This window comes from Actinoplanes sp. NPDC049802 (assembly GCF_040656595.1).
Classification (GTDB): Bacteria; Actinomycetota; Actinomycetes; order Mycobacteriales; family Micromonosporaceae; genus Actinoplanes.
In genome coordinates, this window is the sequence record NZ_JBFAMR010000048.1 from 29,554 (window position 1) to 48,987 (window position 19,434).

At 71.8% G+C, this 19,434-nt stretch carries 15 protein-coding genes and 1 pseudogene; 10 read left to right on the top strand and 6 right to left on the bottom strand.

The genetic code is table 11. From position 1 onward, the window contains the following. Positions 1–489: 489 nt before the first annotated feature. From AB0I88_RS27845 to AB0I88_RS27855, 3 genes and pseudogenes are all read right to left on the bottom strand, one after another. Positions 490–1,389: pseudogene (locus AB0I88_RS27845) on the bottom strand (serine/threonine-protein kinase); the annotation flags it as partial. A gap of 455 nt (positions 1,390–1,844) precedes the next feature. After that, on the bottom strand, positions 1,845–2,756 hold the full coding sequence (locus AB0I88_RS27850) for a hypothetical protein (RefSeq protein ID WP_361030742.1): 912 nt from the start codon (positions 2,754–2,756) through the stop codon (positions 1,845–1,847). A 66-nt stretch (positions 2,757–2,822) separates the two neighbouring features. Further along, entirely contained in the window at positions 2,823–3,758 is a 936-nt protein-coding gene (locus AB0I88_RS27855; RefSeq protein WP_361030745.1) for a sulfotransferase, read from the bottom strand. Between the two features lie 936 nt (positions 3,759–4,694). On the opposite strand from AB0I88_RS27855, the gene AB0I88_RS27860 reads away from it, so the two are divergent. The 6 genes from AB0I88_RS27860 to AB0I88_RS27885 all read left to right on the top strand — a co-directional run bounded on the left by AB0I88_RS27860 (position 4,695) and on the right by AB0I88_RS27885 (position 12,558). Continuing rightward, positions 4,695–5,771, top strand: coding sequence for a glycosyltransferase family 2 protein (locus AB0I88_RS27860; RefSeq protein ID WP_361030748.1), 1,077 nt, complete (start codon positions 4,695–4,697; stop codon positions 5,769–5,771). Positions 5,772–5,812: 41 nt separating this feature from the next. Continuing rightward, on the top strand, positions 5,813–6,769 hold the full coding sequence (locus tag AB0I88_RS27865) for a glycosyltransferase family 2 protein (protein ID WP_361030750.1): 957 nt from the start codon (positions 5,813–5,815) through the stop codon (positions 6,767–6,769). Continuing rightward, positions 6,766–8,091, top strand: a complete 1,326-nt coding sequence (locus AB0I88_RS27870) for a glycosyltransferase family A protein (protein ID WP_361030753.1) — start codon at positions 6,766–6,768, stop codon at positions 8,089–8,091. Before AB0I88_RS27865 ends, AB0I88_RS27870 begins: the two co-directional genes overlap by 4 nt. A 77-nt stretch (positions 8,092–8,168) precedes the next feature. Next, on the top strand, positions 8,169–10,607 hold the full coding sequence (locus tag AB0I88_RS27875; RefSeq protein ID WP_361030756.1) for a hypothetical protein: 2,439 nt from the start codon (positions 8,169–8,171) through the stop codon (positions 10,605–10,607). After that, the gene (locus AB0I88_RS27880) at positions 10,604–11,395 is read left to right on the top strand and encodes a DUF1616 domain-containing protein (protein ID WP_361030758.1); all 792 of its coding nucleotides are present in this window, start codon (positions 10,604–10,606) and stop codon (positions 11,393–11,395) included. The genes AB0I88_RS27875 and AB0I88_RS27880 overlap by 4 nt, the downstream gene beginning before the upstream one ends. Positions 11,396–11,406: 11 nt before the next feature. Next, positions 11,407–12,558, top strand: a complete 1,152-nt coding sequence (locus AB0I88_RS27885) for a glycosyl hydrolase (protein WP_361030761.1) — start codon at positions 11,407–11,409, stop codon at positions 12,556–12,558. Here AB0I88_RS27885 and AB0I88_RS27890 read toward each other — a convergent pair. Then, positions 12,548–13,621, bottom strand: a complete 1,074-nt coding sequence (locus tag AB0I88_RS27890; protein ID WP_361030764.1) for a glycosyl hydrolase — start codon at positions 13,619–13,621, stop codon at positions 12,548–12,550. The two genes, AB0I88_RS27885 and AB0I88_RS27890, sit on opposite strands and share 11 nt — an antisense overlap. Then, a complete protein-coding gene (locus AB0I88_RS27895) occupies positions 13,618–14,433 on the bottom strand; it encodes a polysaccharide deacetylase family protein (RefSeq protein WP_361030767.1) in 816 nt (271 codons plus the stop codon). The genes AB0I88_RS27890 and AB0I88_RS27895 overlap by 4 nt, the downstream gene beginning before the upstream one ends. Positions 14,434–14,688: 255 nt before the next feature. On the opposite strand from AB0I88_RS27895, the gene AB0I88_RS27900 reads away from it, so the two are divergent. Further along, positions 14,689–15,351 (top strand): hypothetical protein, encoded by a 663-nt coding sequence (locus tag AB0I88_RS27900; protein ID WP_361030770.1) that lies wholly within the window; start codon positions 14,689–14,691, stop codon positions 15,349–15,351. Between the two features lie 149 nt (positions 15,352–15,500). Here AB0I88_RS27900 and AB0I88_RS27905 read toward each other — a convergent pair whose 3' ends face one another. After that, positions 15,501–16,460, bottom strand: a complete 960-nt coding sequence (locus tag AB0I88_RS27905; RefSeq protein WP_361030773.1) for a ScyD/ScyE family protein — start codon at positions 16,458–16,460, stop codon at positions 15,501–15,503. A gap of 117 nt (positions 16,461–16,577) precedes the next feature. On the opposite strand from AB0I88_RS27905, the gene AB0I88_RS27910 reads away from it, so the two are divergent. From AB0I88_RS27910 to AB0I88_RS27920, 3 genes are read left to right on the top strand one after another with little or no spacing between them, the layout of a single operon-like run. Further along, positions 16,578–17,243 (top strand): nucleoside/nucleotide kinase family protein, encoded by a 666-nt coding sequence (locus tag AB0I88_RS27910; protein ID WP_361030776.1) that lies wholly within the window; start codon positions 16,578–16,580, stop codon positions 17,241–17,243. A gap of 45 nt (positions 17,244–17,288) precedes the next feature. Next, on the top strand, positions 17,289–18,473 hold the full coding sequence (locus AB0I88_RS27915) for a metallophosphoesterase (RefSeq protein ID WP_361030779.1): 1,185 nt from the start codon (positions 17,289–17,291) through the stop codon (positions 18,471–18,473). Continuing rightward, positions 18,470–19,297 carry a class I SAM-dependent methyltransferase gene (locus AB0I88_RS27920; protein WP_361030782.1) on the top strand — a complete coding sequence of 276 codons (828 nt, stop codon included), beginning with the start codon at positions 18,470–18,472 and terminating at the stop codon, positions 19,295–19,297. The genes AB0I88_RS27915 and AB0I88_RS27920 overlap by 4 nt, the downstream gene beginning before the upstream one ends. Positions 19,298–19,434 lie beyond the last annotated feature (137 nt).

The following is a 19,434-nucleotide window of genomic DNA, read 5'->3' on the forward strand; positions in this document are numbered from 1 at the left end:
CCGCTGAACGCCGCTCGTCACCGGCTCCGGTCGTGGAGAGGGACCGGCCGCTCGAGCCCGGCGGGCGCGGCACGGCCGGGAGTGGGCAGCGCCTCGCGTGGCACACGCGGGACAGGGCTGGTCGCCGGGGGCGATCCACCGCGTACCGGAGAAGATGCGGGAGAGAACCGCCTGGAGGGACCGTCGTCAGCCGGCGCGATGGCGGCCGACGTGATCGTGCGCCGGGCGCTGGCGGCCGGGGGATCGCCTCGGACGGGCGGCGGAGGACGGCACCGGGTTGCTGGTCTGCCGAGCGTCCCGCTCTGCGGGAATCGGCCCGGGCTGTTCCGCGGAGATCACCGGCGGTGGATGTCCGGCCGCCGCAACCGGGCCGGCGGCACCCGCCGAGGACGGACCGGCGGCACCCGCCGGCGCCGGACCGCCGGGCGGCTCGGAGGCGGCGGCGGTTCCGGGTGGTGGGGCCGGGAGGTGGGCTTCGGAGGTGGGGGCGGAGGCCGCGCGTTCGTCCCAGGGGGAGACGGGCGGGGTGTGGCGGACGTCCGGGTCGAGGTCGCGGAGGGGGACGTAGACGCGGGCGTCGACCGATTCGGCGAGCAGGAGGGCGGCCATCAGCGCGGTGGGCCGTTCGGCGGGGTCCCGGGAGAGGCAGCGGGCGCACAGGTCGAGGACCTCGGGTGGTAGGCCGTCGATGTGCGGCAGCGGTTCCGGGTCGGCGAAGCGCTGGGCGATGACCATCTCGGTGTGGGTGCGCGCGTTCCACGGCAGGCGGCCGCAGAGGCAGTGGTGGAGGAGCGTGCCCAGCGCGAACATGTCGGCCGCGGGGGTGGCGGGCAGGCCTTCGAAGCGTTCCGGCGCGATGTAGGCGGGGGTGCCCATGACCGGGCCGTCCGGGTCCGGGTCGGGTGAGCCGACGACGGCGGCGATGCCGAAGTCGAGGACCTTGGCGCCGGCGGGGGTGAGCATGATGTTGGCCGGTTTGATGTCGCGGTGCACGATGTCCTCGGCGTGCGCGGCGGCCAGGGCGGCCGCGACCTCGGCGCAGATGCGCACGCCGATGCGCCAGTCCAGGCGGCCGGCGGCCAGGTGCTCACCGAGGGTCTGGCCCTCGACCAGTTCCATCACGATGTACGGGACGTCGCGGCCGGCGGCCGTTGAGGTGCCGAAGTCGTGCACACCGGCGACGTTGGGGTGGGCGAGCCGCGCGGCGGAGCGGGCCTCGGCCCGGATCAGGGCGACGCCGGTGTCCCCGAGGGTGCCTTCCACCGCGGGCGCCATGATCTTGACGGCGACCGGCCGGTCGAGCACGTGGTCGTGCCCGCGCCACACCTCCGACATGCCGCCCAGACCGATACGGTTCACCAGCCGGTACCGGCCACCCAGCGTCCGCATCGCGCCCCCTCCGACCGGGTCTCTCCCGCTCGGATGTGCCGATACCCAGGTCATCCGGGCACAAACGCCGCTTCCGCCCAGCCGGGCCGAATGGCCGGCTCCGCAATTTTCGGACACGGTTAACGACATCGTTATTCGCCGTTCTTGGAAACGCTCCCAAACAAATCTCCGATGTGGAGGGAAAGAGCGGTCCGGGCCGGAAATGAATGGTGTCCGGCGTCACCCTGCGCACCGACGGAGGAAGCATCACGGAGAGTAACGACGGGAAATGGCGAAGCCCTTCCTCGTGGGTCGGGCCCCGCCATCGACAGCGTGGCCGGTGTCGCGCACCGCTGACGTCCTCGGCCGACGTTAGGCCATGTGGATCTTCCCGTCGAGACCGCTGCCGGCAGGGGTGATCACGCTCTCCCGGGCGGTGCCGGTCCGCTCGCGGACGATCACTGTGCGCGACGAAGTCAGGCCAGTTCGGTGCGCAGGTCGTGCGCCCCGTCGGCGCGGGTCGCCTCGTAGTAGAGCCGCTGCCGCCCGTCCGGCAACGCCACCAGGCTGAGGTAGCGCAGCCCGTGCGGCGCGTGCGGGCTGCCGACGGGCGGCCGCTCCTCGGCGGTGAGCCGGCCGAACGTGCCGTCCGGCAGCCGTCGCCCACGGGCCACGCCGGTGCGCTCCTCCCAGTTCTCCCCGGCCGTGGCGCGCCCGTCGTAGGCGGCCGTGATCTCGTCGCCGTCGACCACCACCGCGGAGACCCGCACGCCGCGCGCGTCCCACTCCCCCGGCCGCCCGGTCAGCGCGGTGCGCGCCCAGGTCCAGTGCACGCCGTCCGGGCCGGTGGCGTACCGGGTGGTCATCCGGTCGGCGTCGTCCCAGCTCTCCAGGGGGTGGACCGAGGCCCACAGGTGCCAGCCGTGCTCGTCGTGGTGCAGCACCGGGTCCTTGACGCCGACGGTGTCGTCACCGGCCAGGACGGTGCGAGCGGGCGCGGTGGCCAGGCCTTCCGGGGTGCCGGCCTCCAGCAGGTCGACTCGCCAGTGCTTGGTCCCGGGCGTGGCGGCGCTGACGTAGAGCCGCCACCGGCCCTCGGGGGTGCGTACCAGTGCGGGACGCTCCAGCGACTCGGCGCCGAAGCGGTCCTTGCCGATCTCGGCGACCACGGTGAAGTGGAGCCCGTCGGCGGAGCGGGCCACCACGTTGGCGATCCCGCGCCCGGCGCCGATCGGCAGCCGGAGGCGGTAGGCCAGGTAGACGTGGCCGTCGGCGACGACCGGGCTGGGCGCGCCGGACCAGGCTCCCGGCTCGGCGCCGGGCGGCTCCACCACCACGGTGGAGTCCTCCCATCCGGGCAGGGGCAGGGCGGTGATTCCGATGGTCAAGACGGCTCCCGGTGGTGTTCGGCGACGGTCCCGCCAAGTCTGCATCAGCTATGGGGATTGCGGTGTTTACCCGGTTCGGGCGTGTCGGTCCAGGCTCAGCCAGTCGTCGTAGCGCTCCCCGGTGACGTCCTGCAACAGCGCGATGTCGTCGGCGAAGTACGGCAGCAACGCGGCCCGCTCCTCCGGGGTGGTGCCCGGCCGGTTCCCGCGTTTGCGGTGCAGCAGGGTGAGCAGCGGCCCCCGGGCGGCCAGGCGCAGCGGCACCGGGAAACGGTGGCCGAAGTTCCCGCCGGCACGCAGCATGTTGCGCAGCACCCGGTTCACCCGGTTGTCCTCGACGTAGTGACGGTTCACGTTCTCCCGTGGGATCACGGTGAGCACCCCGGTGCGCACACCGAGGAAGGAGCAGACCCGGTCCAGCGTCTCGGCCGGGCGGTCCTTCAGGTCGCGGTAGCGCAGCAGCAGCACCTGGTCGCGGGAGAAGCGCTGGTAGAGGTGCTCCAACCGGCGGCCGTACCGGCCCAGCTCGATGTAGTGCCAGAAGTCGGCCCAGCCGGCGGCCCGGCGGGACTCCTCGGCGCGGCAGGCGGCCAGGAAGTCGGCCTCTTCCTCGAGGCCGGCCACCCACAGGTGCGTCCAGTTGGAGTGGGCACGGTCCACCGGGTCGCGCAACAGGAGGATCAGCCTCACATCCGGGACGAGCGCCCTGATGCGGTCGTGGGCCTTCAGGTCGTAGAGATAGAAGGGCGTGGCCTCGCCTTTGCGGGAACCGGGCGGGGCCGCGTCGAACAGCTTCTCGTAGTCGGTACGGCGCCACACGTGCTCCTGGTAGGTCTGCACGTCGCCCGGCCCCCCGGAAGTCGGGGGCGGACCGTCGGAGAGGAAGTGCTTCGGCTCCTTGACCTGCGGCAGGAACAACTGGGGGTGGCCGGCCAGCGCGGCGTGCAGCGCGGTGGTTCCGGCCTTCGGCACGCCGGCGATCAGGAAGTCGGGAAGTGACATGGGGTCTCCCCTCGGCTCGAAGTGACACTAAGCCTACAGAGCCGCTAGGAATTTGCGACCCGCCGACTTGATCCCAGATGCCCGATCCGATACTCAGGGTCATCGAAAAAGAGCGATCCGGTCGATCACCGGACCATCGAGATCGGCCGAACTGGCTGATCACCGGTCGGCCGTATCGACGGCAGGCGGAGGATCCCTCGTCAGCCGAACGGCGGAGGGTCAGCGAATCCTGAACATGCGGCGCCACCAGGGCTTGGCCGGCCGGAAGCGGGGGCAGCGGCCAAGCTCGCAAAGCGCGCACTCCGACCCGGAACGGTAGTGCTCATGCGCCCGATACGGGTGCCCACAGACGCAGAGTCCGGTTTGAATCAGCATCGCCTCACCAACGGCGGACAGGCCCGAAGGCTACGGGCGGCCGGCGATTGTTCGCACGAATCAACCGTAGCGCTCACGGACTGCCACCGGACAGTTACCGGTCAAAGTGACCCCGTTCACAGCGCGTAAACGGATAGGTCCGGAAAGTAAGCAAATAACGAGCGCGGTATAAGTCGATCTTGTCCGTTTTTGCGGTGATCCACTCGGGCTTAATGCATTTGCCAGAGACTCTCCGGACTGATCCATTACTACAGGCTATGTCCGTAACGCAACGTAACAAATGTGGGCTTGATCGCGTGCGCCGACCTGCTAGTACTTGCACTAGTCATACTGCAACTGTCAGTTTCAGGTCACCTGTGACCTGAAGCTTTCTCGTGGTCTGTTGACGCTACGTAATCCGTTGCTAGGTTGATTTCCTGAAGCGAGCGGCTGTGCGATGCCCTTCGGGAATTCGCGCAACAAAGAGTCGCATAGCTGCCCCCGGAAGGGACCGACATGGAGCTTTCGCACTTGAATACGAACACCGACAGTAACCGTCCGCACTCACCGACCGTAAGCGTCGTGATTCCTACCCTCAACGAGGAGCGGAACCTGCCGCACGTGTTCGAGAAGCTCCCGCCACTGATCACCGAAGTGATCATCGTCGATGGTGGCTCCAAGGACCGGACCGTGGAGGTGGCCCGCGAGCTGCGGCCGGACGCGGTGATCGTGCAGCAGACCCGGACCGGCAAGGGCAACGCCCTGGCGTGCGGCTTCGCCGCGTGCACCGGCGACATCATCGTGATGATCGACGCCGACGGTTCGACCGACCCGGCGGAGATCCCGCTCTTCGTCGACAAGCTGATCAAGGGCGACCACTTCGTGAAGGGCTCCCGCTTCAGCCACGGCGGCCACAGCCACGACATCACCAAGCTGCGCAAGCTCGGCAACGACGGCCTCAACCTGGTGGTGAACGTCCTGTTCCGGACGCACTTCACCGACCTCTGCTACGGCTACAACGCCTTCTGGCGCTCGGTCGTGCCGGCTCTCGACCTGCCGGACGTCTCGCTGCCCCGCCCGTCCGACGGCAGCAAGCTGTGGGGCGACGGCTTCGAGATCGAGACGATGATCAACATCCGCGCGGTCGCCGAGAAGCTGAAGGTCGGCGAGGTCGGCAGCACCGAGCACGAGCGGATCTTCGGGCAGAGCAACCTGAACACCTTCCGTGACGGCTTCCGGGTCCTCCGCACGATCTTCAGCGAGTTCGGGCGGATGCGCCGCCGTCGCGGCGCCGGCCTCCGCCCGTTCGTCGAGGGACTGCAGCTCATCGCGCCGCCGGTCAGCACCCCGCAGTCGCGCGGTCTCGGCCAGGTCGTGAACCCGCACGCGCCGGCCGTCCCCGGCTACCAGGCCGCCACCCGCCACCCGGCCGACCCGCGACGTGACGCGAGCCACCTCAACCGGGCGGCCCGCCGCGAGGACGTCGGCGCCCGCCGCTCCGACGACATCAACAAGATCCGCAGCCGCGCGCTGGACGACCTCGGCACCCAGCCCACTCAGGACCTGAGCGCCGCCCGGGCCCGGGTGCTGGACGACCTCGGCAGCGTGCAGACCCAGGACATCAACAAGCTCCGCAGCTCCACCTCGCTCGACGACTGAACGCACCGAGCGGCCCTTCCGCCCACAGGAGCACTCCCCTCGTGATTCACACCCCTCTCGCCACGACGATCGTCATTCCCACCTACTCCGAGGTGCGCTGGGATTACCTGACCCGGACGCTGGCCTCGGCCCGCTCCCAGACGCACACGCCTGACGAGATCGTCGTGGTGGTCGACCACAACCCCGCGATGTACGAACGGATCCAGCGCGAGCTGCCCGGCGTCACCGTGCTGCAGAACGCGTTCGCCCAGGGCGTCTCCGGCAACCGCAACACCGGCGCGTTCCACGCCGGCACGCCGCTGATCGCCTTCCTCGACGACGACATCATCGCGGACCCGAACTGGCTGGCCCGCCAGATCGAGCCGTTCGCGGACCCGTCGGTGGTCGGCACCGGCGGGGCGATCCAGCCCGCGTGGGAGGGCCCGGCCCCGCGCTGGATGCCGGCCGAGTTCCTCTGGGCGGTCGGCGGCTCGTACGCCGGCATGCCCACCGAGACCGCCCCGATCCGCAACGTGTGGTCGGCCAACATGATCGTCCGCAAGGAGGTCTTCGAGGCGGCCGGCGGCTTCCGGGTCGGCTTCGGCAAGCTCGGCTCCCGCAACCGGCCCGAGGACACCGACCTGTGCCTGCGCATGAGCCAGGTCGGCGGCGGCCGCTGGATGTACGTGCCGAGCGCCGTCATCCAGCACGAGGTCCCGGCCGAGCGGGCCAGCTTCAAGTTCTTCGTGCGGCGGTGCTACGCCGAGGGCCGGGGCAAGGTCCAGATGGCCGGCCTGCACGAGAACGACGCGCTCGGCGCCGAGCGCGACTATCTGTGGGCGCTGCCCAAGGCGATGTTCCGCTACCTGGGCGCCGGCCTGACCGGCAAGGGCCCGGACAACTTCCTGCGTTCCGGCGGCGTCGTCGCCGGCGTTGCCGCGGCCGGATTCGGTGGCGTCGTAGAGACCGTCAGCTCGAAGCGGCCCAGCCGCCGTACCCCGGTGGAGGCCACCCCGTGACCGCGACTGTCCCGGCCGCGCCGCGGCTCGACGAGGAGAGCGGCATCCTGCCCGCTGTCGTCCTCGACCTGGAACTGTCCGAACCGCTGCCGTCGGTCGGCGCGGTGGCGCCGGACGGCCGCCGGGTCCAGCAGGCCTGGGCGCTGGTCCGGCTCTTCACCGAGCCGCTCGGCACGATCCTGGTGGACGTCGGAGAGCACGGTCTGACCCCGGGCGACCTGGCCACCGCCGTCGAGAAGGAGCTGGGCGACGTGGTGCGCCCACGACTCGGCGGCGCCCCGGTGCCGTCGCACGGCTTCACCCCGGCCGCCGAGCCCGCCTTCCTGGCCGGCCGGCGCACCGCGCTGGCCGCCGCTCCGGACATCACCGTGGTGGTCTGCACCCGGGAGCGGCCCGGCGCGCTGGCCCGCTGCCTGGACAGCCTGCTCGCCCAGCACTACATGCCGGCCCGGATCCTGGTGGTGGACAACGCCCCGGCGACCGACGCGACCGCCGAGGTGGCCCGGTCGGCGGCCCGCCGCGGCCCGGTCGACTACCTGCTGGAGCCGAAGGCGGGGCTGTCGTTCGCCCGCAACTCGGCCGAGGCCGCGACCCGGGGCGAGATCGTCGCCTGGATCGACGACGACGAGCTGGCCGACACGTACTGGCTGGCCGAGGTGGCACGGGCGCTGGTCGAGAACCCGGACGCCGAGGTGGTCTCCGGCGTGATCGTCCCGGCCGAGCTGGAGACCCGCGCACAGATGTGGTTCGAGCAGTTCGGCGGGCACAGCAAGGGCCGCGGTTTCCAACCGGACACCTTCGGCCCGCACACCGCGCACCGGCAGAGCCCGCTCTACCCGCTGCCACCGTTCGGCACCGGGGCGAACATGACCTTCCGGCCCGGTGTGATCGAGCGGATCGGCGGCTGGGACAACGCGCTCGGCGCCGGCACACCCGCCATGGGCTCGGAGGACACCCTGGCGTTCACCAAGGTGCTGCTGGCCGGCGGGACGATCGTCTACCAGCCCACCGCGGTGACCCACCACTACCACCGGCGCGACTTCGAGGGCCTGCACAAGCAGATGGTCGGGTACGGCACGGGACTCACCGCCGCGTACACCAGCCTGCTGCTCGGCCGCCCGGGGCTGCTCTGGCCGCTGATGAGGCTGGCGCCGACCGCGCTGCGTGACCTGACCGGCTCGGACAGCCTGCGGGTGTCGACTCTGCAGGACGATTTCCCGCGAGAGCTGCTGACGGCCAACCGGCGGGGGATGATTGCCGGACCGCGTGCGTACCTCCGGGGTCGGCGTGCCGCCCGGGCGAAACTCCGGGAAACCCGCTAAACGATCAACGCGGCGTAAGCTTCCACCGCCCTGGCCTGGGCGGTGGAAGTCTCGCCAACAGTGTGGAGGCTCTTTTCATGGGGGACCAGCCGACGTCCGACCGGAAACGGACGCCGGAGGCAGCGACCGCGAAGGACGCGGACTCGCGACCCGACGAGACCGTCGTGATCACCCGGCTCGCGCCGGAGGATCAGGGCGGGAGTGAAGAGGCCACCCGGCCGCTCGCGGAACCGGCCCGGTCGGCCGGCGAGGACACGGTCGTGATCAAGCCGGGCAGGCCGGCGAGACCGGTTTCGCCGGACGACACCGTGCTGATCAAACCGGCCAGGAAGCCGTCGCCGGACGACACGGTGGTGATCCGGGCGACCGGACCGTCCAAGAAGCGGCCCGCGGGCGACGACACCGTCATCATCCGGCTGCCGCAGGCGCCGAGGAAGGCCGCCGCCAGGAAGAAGGCGGGCAGCGACGACACCGTCATCATCCGGCTGCCCGGCGGGCCCAAGCCGAAGACCACCAGCACGCAGGCGCTGACCACGGTCCGGAAGCGGGCGGCCGGCGACGACACCGTTCTCCTCCGGCTGCCGCAGGCGCCGAAGAAGAAGGCGGCCGGACGTGTCGCCGTCGACAAACGGGCCGTCCACGACGACACGGTCATCATCCGGCTCCCGGCCGAGCCGAAACCCGTTCCGCGTACGGCCATCGACCTCGGCTGGGCGCCCTGGGTCATCGCCGTGTCCACGATCGGCGTGGTGCTGATGGCCATGGCGTACGCCGGTGGCCGTGCCGAGTCGTCGTCGGCCATGGCCTTCTACTGGATCGGCCAGGTCATCGTCTTCTCCCCCGTCGTGTTCCGGCTGCTCAGCCGGCTGGCCGGGGTCGCCGAGTCGTTCATCCTGGTGATGGGGCTGGCGCTGAACCAGTACATGCTGAAGTGGATGTACAGCCCGGACCAGTTCCGGTTCCCCGACGAGCTGCAGCACTGGCTGGCCACCACGCTGATCACCGAGTCCGGCGAGCTGTTCCGGCAGAACAACGCGCTGCCACCGGCCGTGCACTTCCCGGGCCTGGCCGAGATGGGCGCCGGGCTGGCGCTGCTCACCGGGCTGCCGGTGACCGCGGCCGGCACCATCGTCGCCGGCGTCGCCCACCTGATCTTCGTGGGCCTGCTGTTCGCCGCGGTGCTGCGGGCCAGCAACTCGCCGGCGATGGCCGGTGTGGCCTGCGTGACCTACGCGACGGCCATGCACTACCTGTTCTTCAACTCGATGTTCCTGTACCAGACCGCCGCGCTGCCGTTCTTCATGCTGACGGTGTGGGCGCACCGCCGCTGGCGCACCGGTGGCGGCCGCAAGTTCTTCGCGCTCGCCGTCGTCGGCATCACGATGACCACGGTGAGCCACCACGTCACGGCGTTCGCCCTGGTCGCGACGCTGCTGCTGCTGGCCGTCACCGAGCTCGTGCTGGAGAAGCCGCGGCCCTGGGAGACGCTGATCCTGCCGGCCGTGGCGCTGGCCGTCGTCTGCTGCTGGATCGGTTTCGTAGCACAGGACGTCATCTCGTACCTCGAGGCGCCGGTGGAACGTCTGGCCGCCTCGCTGAACCAGATGTTCGGCGGGGCCGCCAGTGAGGAGGCGGGCGCCGCCAAACCGGTGCCGCTCGTGCAGCTGGCGGTGCAGGGCATGGGCCTGCTCGGCCTGCTCGTGCTCTTCCTGGCGGTGGCCCGGGACATGATCCTGCGCAAGGACCGGGACACCTGGCGGTGGGCGGCGCTGGTCGGCGGCGCGGTGTTCTTCGCCGGCAACGGCGCCCGGTTCCTCGGCACCAACGGCCCGGAGATCGCCGGCCGCCTCTCCACCTTCACCTACGTGCCGATGTCGATCATCGCGGCCATCGCGATCGTGTACGCCGTGCAGATCATCCCGGCCAAGGACGCGGACGGACGGCGCTGGCTGTCGGTGCCGCCGCCGGGTGTCGCGGTCACCACCGGGCGGCGGCTGGCCGGCCAGGTGTACATCGGAACGGCGCTGATCACGCTGCTGATGATCGGCGCGCGTACCGGCGGGTGGCCGCCGGTGTCGGCGCTGCTGCCGGGGCCGTACCTGGCGGCCGCCTACGAGCGGTCGGTGGACTCCTACGGCGTGGAGGCGGCCCACTGGCAGGAGCGGACCCTGCCCCGGGAGGCCCGGGTCGGCGGCGACATCACCGCGGTGGCGCTGTCCTCGACGTACGGGCGGACCGACCCGGTCCGTGAGGTGGGCGAGCTGTTCTACGCCGCCTCGTGGACGTCGGCCGAGCAGGAGCGGGCCGAGCAGCTGGCGGTCAACTACCTCGTCGTGGACGTGCGGCTGGGCGACCTGCTGCCGTCCAACGACGCGTACTTCCAGGACGACCCGATGGCCGGGCAGATCACCGAGCCGCTGAGCGAGACGCAGCTCGGCAAGTTCGACCGGGTCAACTCGATCTCCCGGCTCTACGACAACGGCATCGTACGGATCTACCAGATGGGACCCTCGTGAACCCGGTACGCGCCGGTGTCCTCGCCGGCCTGACGGTCGTGGCAGGGCTCGCCGTCGAGTTCGGCCCGCTCGCCCTCTCCGTTCCGGGCGGCCTGATGCTCGCCTTCGTGCTGCCCGGCCTGGCGATCAACGACGCGCTGTTCCGGCGCGGCCGCCGCGACATCGGGATGGTCGAGCGGATCATCCTGGTGCCGTCGCTGAGCCTGGCCGTGCTGGTGCTCGGTGGGCTGCTGCTGTGGGCGCTCGGCGGCAACCTGAACCGGACGAGCTGGATGCTGGTGTGCGCGGTGAGCACGCTGGCCTCCATCGGTGTCGCGGTGTACCGGACCCACACCGCGGTGGCGGCCAGCGCCCCGGGCGCGGGCGGCGGTGGCGAGCGCCGGATCCCGGCGATCTCCAGGCAGCGCCTGATCCGCGACGTGCTGCCGCTGGCCCTGGCGGGCGTGCTGCTGGCCGGTGTCGGCGTGTGGTCGTTCACCGACTCGCAGCAGACCTACGATCTCGAGGTCACCTCGCTGTCGGCCGCGCCGCCCGGGCCGGTGGACGCGGCCGGCAACCGGTCGCTGCAGGTCAGCGCGGCCGGGCTGGGCGCCGCGGCCGGGCCGTACACGATGGTTCTGACCGGCACCTCGGGCGAGGAGCTGAGCAGGCACGACATCACCCCGGACACCGACGGCGACTGGACCGGGCGGCTCACCGTCCCGGCCGACGAGCGGGTCACGGTGAACCTGTTCCGCGGCGGCGACCCGGCCGCCTTTCGTACCCTGATCATCGCTGCCGCCTCTTAGGACTCGCCTGTATGACGGACATCGCGCCCACCACGCCCCGGCGCGGCCGCCTCTGGCTGGCCGCGGCAGGGGTCGTCGCCCTCGCCCTCGCCATCGCTTTCGCCGTCACGGTCGATCCGGCCGGTGAGGGGACACCGGTGGCACAGACCTCCTCGATCCCGGCATCCGCCCCGGGTTCGGCCGCCCCGCGCGACGAACCGGTGGCCAACGCCGATCCGCGGTCGGCGCGCGCCCAGATCGCGCTCGCCCGCGCGCCCGGCGCCTGGCCGGGGGCCAACGGCCTGTCCGGCGTCAACGGCTTCCCGGTGCTGAACACCGCCTCGGTCAAGGAGTTCTGCTCGACCCGCGGCCGGGACTGCAAGGTGGCGCACACCTACACCGACCGGACCAGTTACGACTCGATGACCCGCGGCTCCGGCTGGACGTTCGAGTACTTCGCGGACTTCGACGGCGTCCTGGTGATCTCCCAGTCGCTGGTTCCGGACAAGGGCGAGAACCTGGTCGCCGACTGCGCGGCCGGCGTCTACGACCAGAACTGGCGTGACTTCGGCGCGCTGATGGTCCAGCACGGGCGCGGCGACTCGGTCGTCCGGCTGGGCTGGGAGATGAACGAGCCGACGATGGCCTGGCGAGGGCTGAACGCCGCCGACTACATCGCCTGCTACCGCAGGGCCGCCGACGCGCTGCGGTCCGCCAGCCCGCGGGTGATGCTGGACTGGACGATCAACGGGCACAACACGCCGAAGGATCTGTGCGGCGGGCTGAGCACCAACTGCTACCCGGGCGACGACTACGTCGACATCATCGGCATCGACAACTACGACCATCACCCGTGGTCGCCGACGAAGGCCGACTTCGACCGGACCGCCGCCGCGCCGGAGGGCCTGAACTGGCTGTTCGACTTCGCCCGCGCCCACGGCAAGCTGTTCTCGGTGGGCGAGTGGGGCATCATGCCGACCGCCGACGCCGGCAGGGACAACCCGGAGTTCATCCGCTGGATGCACGCGTGGTTCGCCGAGCACGCCCCGTACCTGGCGTACGAGGCGTACTTCCAGCGTTGTGACGGCGACTTCTCGCAGTCGTCGATCCTGCGGCCGAACGACGCGAAGTGCCTGCCGAACACCGGTTCGTCGGACGTCTACCAGGAACTGTTCAAGCGCTGAACCGGGGGCTGGTGGCCATCGCCTTGTACGCCGCGGTGGACCGCGGGTCGGTGTCGAACCGCCAGCGCTCCGGGTAGTTGGGGTGGGTGTCGGTGTCGAACCACACCGACCCGCCGATCGCCGGGCGCTGCGCCACGTACTCGGAGAACTCCGTGATCCAGTCCGCCTTGCTGGTGCCGCCGTAGTCCTTCGAGCCGACCTCGGTGATCAGGATCGGCTTGCGGGAGGCGTACTTCTGGTAGATGGGGTCGAAGAGGGTGGGCGGCTTCTCCCGGTCGAAGTCGTAGCCGGACACGCCCACCCAGTCGACGAACTTGTCGCCCGGGTAGTACGCCTCCATCCGGTTCCAGTGCTCGTCCGGGCTGGATCTCCAGTTCGGGCTCCACACCCAGGACACGTTGTCGGCGCCCTGGTCGTCGAAGATCTCCCGCAGGTGGCGGAAGCACTTGATGAACCCCTCGGGGTCCCGCTTGTTCTGGAAGCCGCCCCACTCGTACCAGCGGCCGTTCATCTCCCAGCCCCAGCGCAGCAGGGTCGGGCGGTCCAACTGCTTGAGGCGGCGGGCGGCGGTGGCGATCAGCTCGTCGGAGTCGCCGCTGAGGATCTTGTCGTACTTCGGGCCGCGCCACGACACCATCGGGATGGCCTTCTTCGGCATGCCCTCGATCGACGTGGGCAGCTGGTCCGGCCAGGCGTAGAAGACGTGCACGATCCGGTGGTCGCGGCCGAGCTGCTTGCGCCGGTATCTGACCGCCTCGGGGTAGCTCATCCCGGTGAGGCCCAGGTACGACCCGAGCAGCGCCTTGCCGGGCGTGAACGGGACCACCCCGCCCAGCTTCGCCGGGTCCGCGACGGCCGCGAACGGGCTGGGAGTGGCGGACGGCGGCGCCGGTTCGACCGGGCCGGTGGCCGACGGCGTACCGGAGACGGTGTGCGTGGTCTCGCGGGAGGCGGCCTTCCACATGCCGTAGACGCCGGCCGCGGACGCGGCGCCGAGGGCGCCCAGCCCGAGCAGCCCTCGGCGGGTCAGGCCCTGCTCCCCCTCGCGGTGCCCGGAGCTCACGTCAGGTTCCGGCCGGCGAGGCGGGCCGTCTTGCGCACCAGCCGCCAGCCCGGCTGGGCCAGTTGCTTGACCCGCGCGGCCAGCTTCGGCCCGCCGCCCTCGACCAGCGCCACCAGGTCGGCGCCGGTGTGGTCGGGGGTGGGCTGGAAGCGGGGCACGGCGAACCGGCGCTCCGACGGGGTGTGCGGGCGGCGGCCCACCTCGGTGGCGTTGTCGTGCCCGGAGGCCTCGACCACCCGGCGGACCCGGTCGCTGTTGTAGCCGTGCGGGTACGCGAACGACCGCACCTTCATCTGCAGCCGCTGCTCCAGCTGGTCGTGGCTGCTGACCACCTCCTCGCGCAGTTGCGTCTCGGAGAGCACGTCGAGCGGGTGGTGGATGAGGCTGTGGTTGCCGATCTCGACACCGGCGGCGGCCACCTCGGCCAGCTCGTCCCAGGTGAGCATCGGGCCGAAGTCGGGCGACCACCGGCCCAGCCAGCCGGCGTGACCGCCGAGGTGGCCGACGGACGCGTACAGGGTGGCGCCGGCTCCGGCGGCCCGCAGGGCGGGCACTCCCTGGGTGAGGAAGTCGCGGTAGCCGTCGTCGAAGGTGACGGCCACCATCTTCTCGGTGATGCCGGCCTCCAGCAGGTCCAGCGCCTCGGTGAGGCCGGCCAGGCGATAGCCGGCGGCGCTGAGCGCGTGCAACTGCTCGGCCAGCCGCTCCGGCGGAACCGCCAGATCACGCAGTGGACCATCGACGGCCGACACCGAGTGGTACATCAGCGCAGGCAGCGTGGTCCAGGTATGGGCCACCGAAGCGGTCACCACGTTCCCCCCATTACTTCCAGGTCGTCGGCCGGGAACCTTACCAATCCTCGGGATCTCTTCGGCTCCCCCGTTCGCACGGTGTCGGATCACTAGCCATCTGACACTACAGCGAGTAATCTTCGAGGCCTTCCGATTCCCCGGCCAGCGCAAACATAGTCACAATGCAGCTACGCAGAGTGACATGTGAACTTCCGTCGCTCCGGATACGTATCAGAAGACGACACCGAACCCGCTCTAACCCCGGGAGCGCGCACCATGTTCCGCCTCATTCAGCTGCACACCGAAGCAGGCGTGCCACGCATCGGCGTCGAACCCGACGGCTACGTCAGCGCTCGCGCCGCACTGGCCCACTACCGCACCGCCCCGGCGACCTACTTCGCCGTCGGCCGATTCGACCACGAGGGCACCCTCACCGAGGTGATCCTCGACCCGATCTGCGGGCTCGACGGCGCCTGCCAGCGCCCCGCGTCGGTCATCCACGCCACCACCTACGAGCGCCTCTGCGAGCGCTGCGCCTCCGGCCTCGACGTGCTCACCGTGCCCCAGCTGGCCCGCCGCCTCGGCATCGCCTGCCGCCTCGCTCCCCCGGTCGCCCGCTTCCGGCAGACCGGGATCGCCGGGTTGCGCGCGCCCTCCGGCAACCGGATCGCCCGCGAGTTTCCCGAGCACGTCCACGACCCGATGTGGCGCCAGGAGCTCTGCGGCGACCTCGCCCGCAGCACCGCCGCCCTGAACGGCCTGCTCATCGGGGTCGGTGCGCTCAGCCACCGTCAGGTGCTCGACCTCTTCCCGGCGCTGTGCGCGCTCGGCGACGAGCTTCCGGCCGGGGTCCGCGCCGATCTCGCCCGGGCCACCGCGCGGCCGCTCTCCCCGGCCGGCGTCTGCGGCCTCCGGCTCGGGCTGCACCCCCTCTCCTGAAAACCCGTTTCCTCGTACGCCGGAGGGCGCGATCCCCGCGCCACCGGCGTCCCGTGCCGCGGGTTCCGGGCTGAGACCGGTGGTCCCGGCCGGTGCTCAGGGCGGTCCCACACGCATCGGGACCGCCCTGAGAACCAGCCGAAGTCGATCTACAGCCGGATCCGGACCACCGTGCCCGCGCCGCGGCACGTGGCGCAGGTGGAGACGTACGCGTCACCACCACGGAGGGCCAGACCGCCCGGGGCGGTCAGGCCCGACGTGACCACGGTGCGGGAGCCCCGCTTGCCCACCCGCAGCAGGACGGCGCCGTCCAGGACGTACAGCTCCCCGGCCGGTGACCAGGCCAGGTCCGCGACGCCGGTGAGGCCGGAGGCGTACACCTGTGGGGCCCGGCCCGGCTCGATCCGCCAGATCCGGCCGTCCCGGGCCGCCCGCTCGCCGACGTAGTAGGCGCCGTCCGGTCCCTCCGCCACCGAGGTGGGCCGCGCCCCGGGGGTGTGCCGCGGCAGGGTGGCGACCGTCTGGAGACGGCCCCGCCGGCTGACCCGGAGCAGGGCGCCGCCGGCGGCGTCCACCACCAGATAGCCCTGCCCGGTGGCGAGCACCGCGACCGGATCGGCCGGGATCTCCCGCGCGCCCAGGTCGGCCATCGCCGCCCGGAGCCGGCCGACCCGCGCCATCCCGGCAGTCTCCGGGGCCGGGCCGCCGCCCAGCCGTACCGTGTGCACCGGGTCGCCCTCGGCGGTGACGGTGACGTCCGACGGGCCCAGCGCGTGCGCCCCGGCCGGCGAGGCGAGCGACGGCAGCCCCGACTCGGCCCGCCACTGCCGCCCGGACTCGGCCACGGTGATCGCCCCGGACGTCCCGAAGCAGGCCCGCCCACCGGCGCCGGCCCGGCACGGCCCGGCGCCACCCCGGCCACCCTCGGCGATGTAGAGCTCACCGCGCGGGCCGAACGCCAGCCCGCGCGGATTGTCGAGGCCACGGGCCACGACCTCCACCGCCGGGCGGACCGCGGAGCCGGGCGCCGGCTCGGCGGCGTGCGCCGGGCTCGCACCGGACAACAGCCCGAAAACCGTGAGGACAACAGCCTGACGGGACCGGAACATGATCAACTAAACCCCCGTGTAGTCGTTTTGTCCCACCGCCACCCTGTCCGGAAGCACGGCCCGCGGGGACGGCTGAGTCGGACATCCGACGAGAGGGCGTACCGGTACGGTCGCCCCATGACGCGCACCTTCCCCGCCCTCGTGGCCCGGGCCCGGCGCCTGGCCGGTGACGGGCGGCGCGCCGTCCTGGGCATCACCGGCCCACCCGCCGCCGGCAAGACCACCCTGGCGACGGAGCTGGTCCGGGCCCTGTCGGCCGGCCCACCGGACGGTCTCGGCCCCGGCCGGGTGGCGCACGTGCCGATGGACGGCTTCCACCTCGCCGACGTGGAACTGGACCGGCTCGGCCTGCGGGACCGCAAGGGCGCCCCGGACACCTTCGACGCGTACGGCTACGCCAACCTGCTCCGGCGGCTGCACGAGGACCGCGACGAGATGATCTACGCACCCGGGTTCGAGCGGCTCCTGGAACAGCCGGTCGCCGGCAGCATCGGCGTCCCGCGCTCGGCCCGCCTGATCGTGACCGAGGGCAACTACCTGCTGCTGGACGAGCCCCGGTGGGCGCCGGTGCGGGCCCTGCTGACCGAGGTCTGGTACACCGACCTGGACGACGGCGAACGCCTCCGGCGGCTGGTCGACAGGCATGTCCGGTTCGGCAAGACCCCGGACGCGGCGGTGGCGTGGGCCACCGGCACCGACGAGCGCAACGCCGAGGTGATCAAGGCCACCCGGGACCGCGCCGACCTGATCATCGGCTCCGGGCCGGGGACGGACCCCGGCTGAGCCCGTTCTCAGGTTCTGTCGCACCCGAGTGGCATGCTTGCCCTCATGTCGGTGGATGAGGCGGCGGTCGCGACCGAGCCGCGCGGGCGCGGCCCTCGGGTGGCCCGGTTCGGCGCGATCCTGTTCGTGGTGCTGGGGCTGCTGTTCGGCGTCCCGCTGGTGACCCTGGTGTGGTCGGGCAACGACTGGCCGGGGCTGGTGGCGGCGGCCGGCACGATGCTGTTCGTGGCCGTCGTCCCGCTGTTCCCGTGGCTGATGTTCCGGGGGCACGGCGGTCACAACGACCGGGCCGCGCGGATCGCCGACACGCTGCTCGGCGTGATCTGGGTGCTCTTCACCTGGTCGGTGCTCGGCCAGTTGTCCGAGCTGGCCCTGCTGGCGGCCGGGGTCGCCGACCCGCTGCGCTCACGGGTGGTCACCGCCGGCGTGCTGGTGATCTCCACCGGCCTGCTGCTCTGGGGCTACCGCGAGGCGATGCGGGTCTCCCGGGTGCGGGAGGTCGACGTAGTGCTGCCCCGGCTGGGCCGCGGGCTCGACGGGCTGCGTGTGGTGCTGATCACCGACACCCACTACGGGCCGATCCACCGGGCCCGCTGGTCCCGCGGCGTCACCGAGGTGATCAACTCGCTGGACGCGGACATCGTGGCGCACACCGGCGACATCGCCGACGGCAGCGTGGAGCAGCGGCTGGAGATGGCCGCCCCGCTGGCCGACGTGCGCGCCCGCCATGCCCGGGTCTACGTGACCGGCAACCACGAGTACCACAGCGGCGCCCTGGGCTGGGTCGCGCACATGGAGAGCCTGGGCTGGGAGACGCTGCACAACCGGCACGTGGTGGTGACCCGCGGCGGCGACTCTCTGGTCGTGGCGGGGGTCGACGACCGCACGGCCGGCGGTTCCGGCCTGCCCGGTCACCGCACCGACCACGAGGCCGCCCTCGCCGGCGCCGACCCGGAGCTGCCGGTCCTGCTGCTGGCCCACCAGCCGCGGCAGATCAGCGACGCGGTCGCCCACGGCGTCGACCTCCAGTTGTCCGGCCACACGCACGGCGGCCAGATGTGGCCCTTCCACTACCTGGTCCGCACCGATCAGCCGAGCCTGCAGGGCCTGTCGCGCCACTCCGAGCGGACCCAGCTCTACACCAGCCGGGGCACCGGCTTCTGGGGCCCGCCGTTCCGGATCCTCGCGCCCAGCGAGATCACCCTGCTGACGCTGCGGTCCGCGGCATGACGACGGTCTCCTTCGACGAGTTCGAGCGGTCCATGTGGTCCGGCCGGGCCGAGATCTTCAGCGACTCGGTGGCCACCCTGTGCGCCCACACCGCCCCGGACCTGCTGGACGCCGCGGCCGGCGACGGTGACCTGTCCGGTCTCCGGCTGCTCGACGTGGGCGCGGGCTCGGGCACGGTGGCCCGGCTCGCCGACGCGCGCGGCGCCCGGGTCACCGGTGTGGACGCCGAGCCGAGCATGGTGGAGCTGGCCGCGAAACGGGTGCCCGGCGCGGAGTTCCGCCAGGCGATCCTGCCCGTGCTGCCGTTCCCGGACGCGACCTTCGACGCGACCGTCGCCAACTTCGTGATCAACCATGTCGGTGACCCGGTCGCCGCCGCCGCCGAGATGCGGCGCGTCACGCGGCCCGGCGGGCGGGTCGCCGTGACGATCTGGCCGCACCCGAAACCGGTGGCGCAGCGCCTGTGGGACGAGATCTTCGACGCGGCCGGCGCGGTCCGCCCGGCGGACATGCCGCGCGTCGACCCGGCGGTGGATTTCGCCCGGGACCAGGCGGGCCTGGCCGGCCTGCTGAGCGGCGCCGGCCTGATCGAAGCGTCCGCCGTCGAGGTCTGCTGGACCCTGCGCATCCACGCCGACCAGTGGTGGGCCGGCCCGGCCGCCGGCATCGGGCTGACCGGCCTGATCCTGACCTCCCAGGACGAGGCGACCGTCACCCGGATCCGCCGGGAGTTCACGCAGCGCACCGCCCCGTATCGCGGGCCGGACGGCGTGCTGGCCGTTCCCACCGCGGCGGTGCTCGCCCGGGGGACCGTCCCGAGCTGATCCCCGTGTGTGAGGTTCGGGTGCGATGCGCGGCCGGACTCCACACGCCAGGCTCTCGACCACCCCGGCGCAGGCGGAATGTCGGGAATAAACCCGTTGAGTAGTCCACATCGGGCCGAGCACGATAGGGGCACCGC

Excerpts from the sequence above, each read along its gene's own strand:
- AB0I88_RS27855 (WP_361030745.1), bottom strand. The coding sequence starts at position 3,758 with ATGTCACTTCCCGACTTCCTGATCGCCGGCGTGCCGAAGGCCGGAACC.
- AB0I88_RS27875 (WP_361030756.1), top strand. The coding sequence starts at position 8,169 with ATGGGGGACCAGCCGACGTCCGACCGGAAACGGACGCCGGAGGCAGCG.
- AB0I88_RS27885 (WP_361030761.1), top strand. The coding sequence starts at position 11,407 with ATGACGGACATCGCGCCCACCACGCCCCGGCGCGGCCGCCTCTGGCTG.
- AB0I88_RS27900 (WP_361030770.1), top strand. The coding sequence starts at position 14,689 with ATGTTCCGCCTCATTCAGCTGCACACCGAAGCAGGCGTGCCACGCATC.
- AB0I88_RS27905 (WP_361030773.1), bottom strand. The coding sequence starts at position 16,460 with ATGTTCCGGTCCCGTCAGGCTGTTGTCCTCACGGTTTTCGGGCTGTTG.
- AB0I88_RS27910 (WP_361030776.1), top strand. The coding sequence starts at position 16,578 with ATGACGCGCACCTTCCCCGCCCTCGTGGCCCGGGCCCGGCGCCTGGCC.
- AB0I88_RS27915 (WP_361030779.1), top strand. The coding sequence starts at position 17,289 with ATGTCGGTGGATGAGGCGGCGGTCGCGACCGAGCCGCGCGGGCGCGGC.
- AB0I88_RS27920 (WP_361030782.1), top strand. The coding sequence starts at position 18,470 with ATGACGACGGTCTCCTTCGACGAGTTCGAGCGGTCCATGTGGTCCGGC.